The following is a 9,584-nucleotide window of genomic DNA, read 5'->3' as shown; positions in this document are numbered from 1 at the left end:
CTCGACCATCGAGGTGCCCAGCGTGCCCGCGTTGAAGTTGACGAAGCCCTCGTGCACCGGCGCCGGAGGTGATGCCGACGAAGTCCGGTGACGCCAGCGGGTTGCGCAGGAGCTGCTGGAAGACGGTGCCGGAGGCGCCGAGTGCGAGGCCGACGCCGAGGCCGGCCAAGGCGGTCGGCAGGCGCAGCTCGCGGACCACGAAGTCCACGCTCGGGTTCTCGGTCAGGTGCAGCACCGAGCCGACGACGTCGAGCGCGCCGATCCGGAAGCTGCCGATCATCATGGTGACGACGAACAGGGCGAACACCAGCACCGCGAGACCGACCATCACCGTGGTGGAGCGGGCGGTGCGGCGGCGGCGGGTGGCGCGCAGCGCGTGCGCCGCCTGGCTGTCCATTTTGGAGGCCGTGATCGTCACTCAGACCTCCGACAGCCGGGCGTATCGCACGATGGCCACGAACGCGGGCGCGCAGGCGACGCCGAGGACCACGCCGACCTGCAGCTCGTCGGGTGCGGCGACGACGCGGCCGACCACGTCGGCGAGCAGCAGCACGATCGGTGCGAGCAGCATCGAGTACGGCAGGATCCAGCGGTAGTCCGGCCCGCAGATGAACCGGGCGACGTGCGGCACGACGAGACCGATGAAGACGATCGGGCCGCAGGCGGCCGTGGCAGCACCGGCGAGCACCGCGACGACGGCGAAGGCGGCCATCCTGGTCCGGCCGACGTGCTGTCCGAGCCCCCGCGCGAGGTCCTCGCCGAGCGCGAGACCGTTGAGCGAGCGCCCGAAGCCGAGCGCGGCGACCAGCCCGACGAGCAGGAACGGCGCGACGCCCGTCAGGATCGGTGCGTAGCGGCCGGCCAGCGAGCCGACCTGCCAGAACCGCAGCTCGTTCAGGGCGTCCACATTGGTCATGATGATGCCGGTGGTGACGGAGGTGAGCCCGGCGGTGACGGCCGCTCCGGCCAACGCGAGCTTGACCGGCGTGGCGCCTTCCCGCCCCAGCGACGCGATCGCGTACACCAGGACCAGTGCTCCGATCGCGCCGGCGAAGGCGAACCAGACGTAGCCGCCGACGCCGCGCAGGCCGAGCACGGTGATGGCGAAGACGACGAACGCGGCCGCGCCGGAGTTGATGCCCATGATGCCGGCGTCGGCGAGCGGGTTGCGGGTGACGCCCTGGAGGATCGCGCCCGCGACGCCGAGCGCGGCCCCGACCAGGATGCCGAGCAGCGTGCGCGGCACCCGCAGTTCCAACGTGATGGTGCTGCTGATCGAGCCGTCGTCGTCGAAGGTGCGCAGGGCGTGCAGCACCTCGGACAGGCCGATGTCCCGCGAACCCTGCGTCACGCTCAGGAACGCGACCAGGGCGAGCACGCCGCAGAGCGCGACCAGCCCCGGCCCGAGGGCCGAGGCTCGCCGCGCCGTGCGGGTGGTCGCCGGTGGGCTAGCCACCGACATTCGGATCCGCGGCCTTGATCGCCGTGGTCAGCTTGTCGAGCTCGGTGGCGAAGTCGCCGTAGGTGTGCAGCCAGAAGGCCGGCCACGCGACCGTCGCACCGGCCTTCGCGGCCTTGAGCTTGAACCAGGTCGGCTGCTTCTTGCCCCACTCGTCGTTCGCGGTCGCGGTGTAGGAGCGGCCGTCCCAGAGGATCAGGTCGGGCTGGTACTTGTCGGCGTTCTCCCAGGAGAGGTTCTCCCAGTACGGGAAGCCCGGGTCGGGGCTCTTCGGGTTCAGCACGTCCAGGCCCCAGCTCTGCAGGTCGAGCAGCTCGGGCGCGTACTCCGGGTTGGCGACGTAAACCTTGTCGTCGGCCGGCGACATCGCGGCGACGGACAGCCCCGGCTTGCCCGCGACCGCCTCCTTGAACGTGGCGACGGACTCCTCGAACCGCTTCTTGTTGGCGGCGATCTCGGGGCTGTCGACCTTGGCGCCCAGGCTCTCGGCGAGGTCCTCGTAGCCCTCGGCCAGCTCGACGATGGACTTGCCCTGCGAGACGCCGGTGATCGGGGCCAGCTCGGCGAGCTTCTTGCTCTTCTCGTCGACGCCTTCCTCCAGGCCGCTGTGCGCCTTCTCGGCCGGCCACCAGTCACCGACGATCAGGTCCGGCGCCAGCGAGGCCGCCTTCTCCACATCGATCTTGCCCCACTCCTCGCCGAGGATGGTGATGCCGGAAAGGTCGAGGTTCTTCAGGTTGGGGTCGGTCTTGACCGACTCGTCGGCGTAGACGCCGACCGGCTTGATTCCGAACGACATCAGCGCGGCCGCCTCACCGGCGTGCGCGATGATCCGGGTGGGAGTCTTATCGGCCTTGACGACCTGGCCGGACCCGCCGGTGAACGACCAGGGCCCCGCCGCGGCGGCGGGTGCGGCGTCGCCGCCATCGGTGTTGCTGCCGCAACCCGCGAGGGCGGCACTGAGCACCGCCACCGCGAGGATCGGACGCCACGCGCGCATGAGGACTTCCGTTCTCGTGAACCGGCAGACTCCAGCGGCCCGACGGTTAGGGTAGGCTAACCATCCTTTCGGCGGTTGGCTAGTCGCCGGCGCCAAATTGAGCTGCGGCGATGGCCCGCGCGTGACGGTCGATTGTGGTCGGTGGTTGCTGACCGCGCGGGCGGGTCGTCGAGCTAGCGGCGTGCCTCGCGTCCTTCATCACCGGCGCCGACGTTCCGGTCGAGGGTGGCGCCTCCGCCTGGTAGACCTTCGGCGATGGCGGCCGGGCACGAACCGTCCGGGTCGACCGTGTGGATGACCCGGTCGCCGATCGCCCGCAGCTGCCGTTGCTGCGCCTTCGTCAGCGAGTCGAAGACCAGGCGGCGGACCTCCGAGACGTGCCCCGGCGCGGCCGCCATCACCTTGTCGAAGCCGTCGTCGGTCAGCGTCGCGAGCGTGTAGCGGCCGTCCTCGGGATCGCTCGAGCGGCAGACCCAGCCCCGCTTCTCGAAGCGGGCGATCACCTGCGAGAGCCGCGGCAGGGAGCTGTCCGCGAACTTGGCCAGCGTGCTCATCCGCAGTGTCCGTCCCGGTGACATGGACAGGCCGGAGAGCACCTGATATTCGAAGTGGCTCAGGCCCGCGTCCCGCTGCAGCTGCGTGTCGAGGGCCGCGGGCAGCCGGATGAGCAGGCTGACCAGGGCCAGCCAGGTCTTCGTCTCGTCGGCGTCCAGCCAGCGGGGGTCTTCCACGCCAGCCAGGATATCCGCACCCTTGACACCTGATCACTTGCACCGTTAACTGATCGCCGGTTAAAGATGCAAGTGATCAAGGAGACCGATGAACGTACTGCTGTGGATAATCGCCGTCCTGCTCGGTGTCGCCTTCGTCGCGGCCGGCGTGATGAAGATCGTGCAGCCGAAGGAGAAGCTGCTCGCGACCGGCATGGGCTGGGTCGAGGGCTTCAGCGCGGGCAACGTCAAGCTGATCGGCGCCCTGGACGCGCTCGCCGGCCTCGGCCTGGTGCTGCCGGCGCTGTTCGACATCGCGCCCGTGCTGGTGCCGCTGGCGGCGGTCGGCGTCGTGCTGCTCATGATCGGCGCGGTGGTCGTCCACGGCCGGCGGGGCGAGACGCCGATGGTCGTCGCCAACCTGGTCCTGCTGGTGCTCGCCGCCGTGGTGGCCTGGGGACGCTTCGGCCCGTACGCGTTCTGACGCGACCGTGGTCCTGTCGATCCAGCGCGGCCCGCGGGGGGGAGAGGTCGGGGCGCGCGCTGATCGACAGGACGGCGCCGTCGAATCGACGGCGGCTAGGAGTAGTGCTCGCGCACCTGGTTGGCGTGGCCCTCGGAGAGCGTGTCGCCGACCAGGGGAATGAAGTGCGGCGCGCTGGTGATGATGGCGCGTTCGTACCGCACGCGGATGCCGTCCGGCTCGATGTCGGCGTCCTTCAGGTCGACCAGGTGCATCGAGCGCAGCAGTCGCCCGCTCACGACCGCCGCCACGCCCCAGGGCATGTCCAGCTCCGGTGGGTACCGGTAGATCGCGCGGATCTTGCCCGACGGACGGTTGTCGCGGTCGAGCAGGTCACGGCCGATCATCGGTTCCGCGGATACGGTCATCGGGGCCTCCCGGGGATGGGAATAGACACCCGTCAGCCTGTCGAAGTTCCCATCGGCTCCGCATCGGTGGCGACACCCATCTCCGGCGTACGCACCGGCAGGAGCAACCGCACCTCCGTGCCGCCCGCCGGGCTCCGGCGCAACGACAGGTCGGCGCCGGCCAGCAGTGCCCGCTCGCGCATGCCGCGGATGCCCGCACCCTCCGGCGCACCCCGCAGGCCGCGGCCGTCGTCGCGCACCAGCAGCTCCACGCCGTCGCGCACCGGCCGCAGGGTCAGCTCGACCTGCTCCGCCCGCGCGTGCCGGGCGATGTTGGTCAACCCCTCCTGCGCCACGCGGTAGACGACCAGCTCGGCCGACGCGTCGAGCGACGGCAGGTCCGGACCGATCCGCGCCCGCACGCTCAGCCCCCGTGTCGAGAACTCGGTGGCCAGCGACCGCAGCGCCGCCGTGAGACCCAGCTCGTGCAGGACACCGGGGCGCAGGCGGCGGGCGATCCGCCGGATCTCGTCGAGGCTGTTCCGGGTCGTCTCCTGCACCTCGTGCAGCTCGGTCTTGACGTCGGCCGGTGCGTGGTCGCCGACCCGCTTCAGCTGCAGCAGCACCGCGGTCAGGCTCTGGCCGACCTCGTCGTGCAGCTCCTGGGCGATCCGCCGCCGCTCGTCCTCCTGCGCCGAGAGCGCCCGCCCGGCGCTGGTCGCCCGCTCGGCCTCCAGCCGCTCGAGCATCGTGTTGAACGTGCGCACCAGCGTGCCGATGCCCGCGTTGCCGCCGACGGCGAGCCGCCGGCCGGGATGCAGCAGGTCGACCGTCGCCATCGTCCGGGTCAGCCGGGACAGCGGCGCGAGGCCGACCCGCAGCAGCATGGCGTTGACCACCAGCATCGCCGCGAGCCCCACGAACACCACCGCCACCTCGCCGGCCTTGGCCGGTGTCGAGACCGTGGCCGGGGTGAACAGCAGCAACGCGGTCCCGGCGGACAGCGCGGCGCCGTTCAGCAGGAAGATCCGCCAGAACAGGGTCACCTACCGAGCTTCCTGGTGCGGCCCGGGTTCGTCCAACAAATGGGTGCTGGCACCCATGCCGCCGTACCGCCGATCACGTTTCATGGGAGCGGTGAGCGTCGAAACGATCTTGATATTCGTTCTGGCCGCGGTCGCCGTGGTCGTGCTGGTCCGCTGGGTGGCCGAGCACACCGGCCTCCCGGCGGCGGCGCTGTTGCCGCTCATCGGGATCGCGTACGCCGTGCTGCCCGGGCCGAACCTCGACCTCGACCCCGAGATCATCCTCACGTTCGTCATTCCGCCGCTGCTCTACGGCGCGGCCCTCGACTCGTCGCTCATGGCCATCCGGCGCAACCTGCGGATCGTGGTCAGCCTGTCGGTGCTGCTCGTGCTGGCCACGGCGCTGGTGATCGGCGTCGGGTTCCACTGGTTCGTGGCGGGCGCCACGCTCGCCGCCGGCATCGCGGTCGGTGCCGCGATCGCGCCGCCCGACCCGGTGGCGGCGCTCGGTGTCGGCCGCAAGGTCGGGCTGCCGCCCCGGATGCTCACGATCATCCAGGGCGAGGGCCTGCTCAACGACGCGACGGCGCTGACCATCCTGAGCGTGGCGGTGGCCGCCGCCGTCGGTGACGGGTTCTCGTGGGGCGCGGCGGTCGGTCAGTTCGCGATGGCCGCGGCCGGTGGCGTGCTGGTCGGCGTCGCCGTCGCGTACCTCGTGCGGTTCCTGCGCAAGCTGCGGGACGACCCGCTGTCCGCGAACGCGATCTCGCTGGCCACCCCGTTCGGCGCGTACCTGCTGGCCGAGGAGATCCACGTCTCCGGCGTGCTCGCGGTCGTCGTCGCCGGCCTGATCATCGGCCACTACGCGCCACGCGGCTCCGGGGCCAGCCGCCTGCAGACGACCGCCGTCTGGCGGCTGGTCGAGTTCCTCCTCGAGGGCTTCGTGTTCCTCTTGATCGGCCAGCAGCTGCCGCGGGTCGTGAGCGGTCTCCAGCAGTACGCGGTGTCGACGATCGTGATCGCCGTCGGGATCAGCGTCGGCGTGGTGCTGCTGCTGCGGCCACTGTGGCTGCTGCTCACCCAGTCGCTGCCCCGCTCGCTGCACACCCGGTTGATCCAGGACGACAACGGCGGGACCGAGCGGGAGCCGACCCGCGGCCTGGCCGGGCGCGAGGTGGTCGCGCTCAGCTGGGCCGGCACCCGCGGGGTGATCAGCCTCGCCGCCATCTTCGCGCTGCCGCTGACCACCGACAGCGGTGCGCCGTTCCCGGACCGGGACCTGCTGCTCTTCTGCACCTTCGTGGTCGTGCTGGTCACCCTGGTCGGCCAGGGCCTGACGTTCGCGCCGCTGGTGCGGATGCTCGGCCTGCGGGCCAACGTCTCCGACCAGGCCCGCCTGCGCAACGAGGCCCGCGCGGCCTCCGTCGTCGCGGCGCTGGAGCGGCTCGACGAGCTGGCCGAGGGCGGCGACGAGGACGAGCTGCGCGCGATCGAGGCGACCCGCACGCAGCTGCGCGCCCGGCAGGCCCGCTACCAGGGCCGGATCGACCTGCTCCGGGACGCGGACTCGGCGGAGCTGCCGGTCTCGGAGCGCTACGAGGCGGCCCTGCGGGTGCGCCGGGCGGCCATCGACGCGCAACGCGAGGAGGTGCTCCGCTGGCGCGACGCGGGCCAGCTGCCCGACGAGGGCCTGCGCGTGCTCCAACGGGAGCTCGACCACGAGGAAGGGTTGCTGCCGACGCGTTAGGGCCCGGCCTAGAAGTAGCGCAGCCACACGTACCCCCAGGCGACCGTCACCGTCACCGCCGTGGTGACGATGCCGTACTTCGTGAACTGCCAGAACGAGATCGGCTGGCCGTGCTGTGCGGCGATGCCGAGCACCACGACGTTCGCGCTCGCCGCCACCGCGGTGCCGTTGCCGCCCAGGTCCGCGCCGAGCGCGAACGCCCACCACAGGGACTCGCCGGTCTGCGGGTCCGGTGCGCGCAGCACCAGGTCCTCGACCACGGGGGCCATCGTCGCCACGTACGGGATGTTGTCGAAGAACGCGCCGAGGACCGCCGAGCCGAACACCAGCGCCGTGGCGGCCGCGAAGTAGTTGTCGCCGATCGCGTCGACCGCCCAGCCGCCGAGCGTGTGGATGACGCCGGTCTCGACCAGCCCGCCGACCATCACGAACAGGCCCATGAAGAACACCAGCGTGGACCACTCCACCTCGGCGAGGTAGTCGGCCGTGCGGGCGCCCGACACCAGGACCATCAGGCCCGCGCCGAGCAGCGCGATGATCGCGGGTTCCAGGTGCAGCACGCTGTGCAGCGCGAACGCGGCGGTGACGAGGGCGAGCACCGCCAGGCACCGGGCCAGCAGCGCCTTGTCCTTGATGGCGGCCCGGCCGTTGAGCTCCATCACCGCCTGGGCGCGGTCGGGATTGTGCACAAAGGACCTACGGAACATGAAGCGGGCCATGATGACGAACAACACGAACAGCACGACCACGATCGGGCTCATGTGGACGATGAAGTCGTTGAAGCTCAGGCCGGCCCGGGTGCCGATGATGATGTTGGGCGGGTCGCCGATCAGCGTGGCCGCGCCGCCGATGTTCGACGCGAGCGCCTCGGCGATCAGGTAGGGCGCGACGGGCAGGCCCAGCTTCTGGCAGACGGCGATCGTGACCGGGGCCACGAGCATCACGGTGGTGACGTTGTCGAGGAACGGCGAGGCGACCGCGGTGATCACCATCAACAGCACCAGCAGGCGGTACGGCTGGCCGCGCGAGCGCTTGCCGGCCCAGATGCCGAGGAACTCGAAGACCCCGGTCTGCTTGATCACGCCGACGATGATCATCATGCCGAGCAGCAGGAAGATGACGCCCCAGTCGATGCCGGCGTGCTCGTCGTAGAAGACGTCGTCGCCCGGGAGCAGCCCGAGCGCGGCCATCAGCCCGGCCGCGCCCAGCACGACCGCGACGCGGTGGATCCGTTCGGTGGCGATGAGGACGAACGCGACCGTGAAGATGACGACGGCCGCGACGGGCGCGAACCCGTTCACCGGCGGCGCCCTGGTGGCCCGGTCTCGAACGTCTGATCATGGGGTGCGAAGGTCATGCGAAACGATGACCCGCGGGGACCACTCCTTACCATCGGTGCCGACCCTCAGATCGGGGGTCGGGCGACCCTAGGGTTCGATGAGTCCGACCCTGATGGCATAGCGGGTGAGCTCCAGCCGGTCCCGCAGGCCGAGCTTCTGCAGCAGGTTGGCGCGGTGCCGTTCGACGGTCTTGACGCTGATGTAGAGCAGGTCCGCGATCTCCTTCGACGAGTGCCCCTCGGCGACGAGCTTGAGCACCTCCTCCTCCCGGTCGGTGATCGCCCGCGGCGGCACGCCGTCGCCGTCCTTGACCCGGTCGAGGTAGTGCCGAACCAGCGCGTTGACCGCGCCCGGGTAGAGGAACGGCTCGCCCCGCATCGCCGCCCGGCAGGCGGCCACGAGGTCCCGGTCGGCCACGGACTTGAGCACGTAGCCGGAGGCGCCCACCTTGAGCGCCTCGAAGAAGTACTGCTCGTTGTCGTACATCGTCAGGATCAGGATCCGCAGTTCCGGCATCGACCGGGACAGCTCGCGGGCCGCCTGCAACCCGGTCAGCCGCGGCATGGCGATGTCGAGGACCGCGAGGTCAGGCCGCTCGCGGGCCGCCAGCTCGATCGCCTCGGCGCCGTCCGCGGCCTCGGCCACCACGGTCAGGTCGGGCTCGCTGTCGAGGATGAGTCGTACGCCTCTGCGTACCAACGCATGGTCGTCGGCCAACAGGATCCGCGTCTCCGGCATTCAGCGACCTCCCACGTCGCAGGGCACCCGCAGGCGCACGTCGGCGCCGCCACCGATGGCGGAACCGAGAGCCAACTCCGCGCCGACGAGCATCGCCCGCTCGCGCATGCCGAGGATCCCGGCGCCCTCGGGCGCGCGGCCGAAACCCCGGCCGTCGTCGCTGATCCGCAGCCGCACCTCACCCGGGTGCCGGCGCAGGCTCACCTCGATGGTACGGGCGCCGCTGTGCCGGGCCGCGTTCGTCAATGCCTCCTGGGCCACCCGGTAGACCACCAGCTCGGTGTCGTCACCCAGGTCAGGCAGGTCGGGATCCAGGTGGTACCGGACGGACAGGCCACCGGTGGAGAACTCGGTCGCCAGCGCCTTGACCGCGCTTTCCAGACCAAGCTCGGCGAGTACGCCCGGCCGCAGCCGGCGCGCGATCCGGCGGATCTCGTCGAGGCTGTTCCGCGTCGTCTCCTGCACCTCGTGCAGCTCCGCCCGGACGTCCGGCGGCGCGTGGTCGGCGACCCGTTTCAGCTCGAGGAGCACGGCGGTCAGGGTCTGGCCGACCTCGTCGTGCAGCTCCTGCGCGATCCGCCGCCGCTCGTCCTCCTGCGCGGACAGGGCCCGGCCCGTGCTCGCGGCCGCCGGCGCGGTGCTGGCCCTGATCCTGATCCGCCGCCCGGCACCGCCCGCCGACGACGCGACGCGCC

At 71.2% G+C, this 9,584-nt stretch carries 11 protein-coding genes; 2 read left to right on the top strand and 9 right to left on the bottom strand.

The features are described from left to right. The 4 genes from AB0H87_RS32090 to AB0H87_RS32075 form a co-directional block, all read right to left on the bottom strand. On the bottom strand, positions 1-418 hold a 418-nt coding region (locus tag AB0H87_RS32090), incomplete at its 3' end, for an iron chelate uptake ABC transporter family permease subunit (protein WP_360154133.1). Beyond that, positions 419-1,456 carry an iron ABC transporter permease gene (locus AB0H87_RS32085; RefSeq protein ID WP_360154131.1) on the bottom strand — a complete coding sequence of 346 codons (1,038 nt, stop codon included), beginning with the start codon at positions 1,454-1,456 and terminating at the stop codon, positions 419-421. Then, complete coding sequence (locus tag AB0H87_RS32080; protein WP_360154128.1) at positions 1,449-2,459, bottom strand: ABC transporter substrate-binding protein; 1,011 nt, start codon at positions 2,457-2,459, stop codon at positions 1,449-1,451. Before AB0H87_RS32080 ends, AB0H87_RS32085 begins: the two co-directional genes overlap by 8 nt. Positions 2,460-2,632: 173 nt before the next feature. After that, the gene (locus AB0H87_RS32075) at positions 2,633-3,190 is read right to left on the bottom strand and encodes a MarR family transcriptional regulator (RefSeq protein ID WP_360154125.1); all 558 of its coding nucleotides are present in this window, start codon (positions 3,188-3,190) and stop codon (positions 2,633-2,635) included. A gap of 88 nt (positions 3,191-3,278) precedes the next feature. Between AB0H87_RS32075 and AB0H87_RS32070 the strand changes: the two genes are divergently transcribed. Continuing rightward, on the top strand, positions 3,279-3,653 hold the full coding sequence (locus AB0H87_RS32070) for a DoxX family protein (RefSeq protein WP_360154122.1): 375 nt from the start codon (positions 3,279-3,281) through the stop codon (positions 3,651-3,653). A 95-nt stretch (positions 3,654-3,748) separates the two neighbouring features. On the opposite strand, the gene AB0H87_RS32065 is transcribed toward AB0H87_RS32070, so the two are convergent. Together AB0H87_RS32065 and AB0H87_RS32060 are read right to left on the bottom strand one after the other, a co-directional pair. Continuing rightward, on the bottom strand, positions 3,749-4,060 hold the full coding sequence (locus tag AB0H87_RS32065; RefSeq protein ID WP_360154119.1) for a hypothetical protein: 312 nt from the start codon (positions 4,058-4,060) through the stop codon (positions 3,749-3,751). Between the two features lie 32 nt (positions 4,061-4,092). Continuing rightward, entirely contained in the window at positions 4,093-5,085 is a 993-nt protein-coding gene (locus tag AB0H87_RS32060; protein WP_360154116.1) for a sensor histidine kinase, read from the bottom strand. A gap of 82 nt (positions 5,086-5,167) precedes the next feature. Between AB0H87_RS32060 and AB0H87_RS32055 the strand changes: the two genes are divergently transcribed. Next, positions 5,168-6,811, top strand: coding sequence for a Na+/H+ antiporter (locus tag AB0H87_RS32055; RefSeq protein WP_360154113.1), 1,644 nt, complete (start codon positions 5,168-5,170; stop codon positions 6,809-6,811). Positions 6,812-6,819: 8 nt separating this feature from the next. Here AB0H87_RS32055 and AB0H87_RS32050 read toward each other — a convergent pair whose 3' ends face one another. From AB0H87_RS32050 to AB0H87_RS32040, 3 genes are all read right to left on the bottom strand, one after another. After that, the gene (locus AB0H87_RS32050) at positions 6,820-8,112 is read right to left on the bottom strand and encodes an ArsB/NhaD family transporter (protein WP_360154110.1); all 1,293 of its coding nucleotides are present in this window, start codon (positions 8,110-8,112) and stop codon (positions 6,820-6,822) included. A 126-nt stretch (positions 8,113-8,238) separates the two neighbouring features. After that, positions 8,239-8,889, bottom strand: a complete 651-nt coding sequence (locus AB0H87_RS32045; RefSeq protein WP_360154107.1) for a response regulator transcription factor — start codon at positions 8,887-8,889, stop codon at positions 8,239-8,241. After that, positions 8,890-9,584 (bottom strand): sensor histidine kinase (locus tag AB0H87_RS32040; RefSeq protein WP_360154104.1); only part of this gene is annotated, 695 nt, incomplete at its 5' end.

Origin of the sequence: Asanoa sp. NPDC050611, assembly GCF_040654855.1 — a bacterium.
GTDB lineage: Bacteria > Actinomycetota > Actinomycetes > Mycobacteriales > Micromonosporaceae > Asanoa.
This window is presented reverse-complemented; position numbering and strand designations above follow the sequence as displayed.

What these genes read in the sequence shown, in the direction of transcription:
- AB0H87_RS32045 (WP_360154107.1), bottom strand. Translation starts at nt 8,889, where the DNA reads ATGCCGGAGACGCGGATCCTGTTGGCCGACGACCATGCGTTGGTACGC.
- AB0H87_RS32080 (WP_360154128.1), bottom strand. Translation starts at nt 2,459, where the DNA reads ATGCGCGCGTGGCGTCCGATCCTCGCGGTGGCGGTGCTCAGTGCCGCC.
- AB0H87_RS32055 (WP_360154113.1), top strand. Translation starts at nt 5,168, where the DNA reads ATGGGAGCGGTGAGCGTCGAAACGATCTTGATATTCGTTCTGGCCGCG.
- AB0H87_RS32065 (WP_360154119.1), bottom strand. Translation starts at nt 4,060, where the DNA reads ATGACCGTATCCGCGGAACCGATGATCGGCCGTGACCTGCTCGACCGC.
- AB0H87_RS32070 (WP_360154122.1), top strand. Translation starts at nt 3,279, where the DNA reads ATGAACGTACTGCTGTGGATAATCGCCGTCCTGCTCGGTGTCGCCTTC.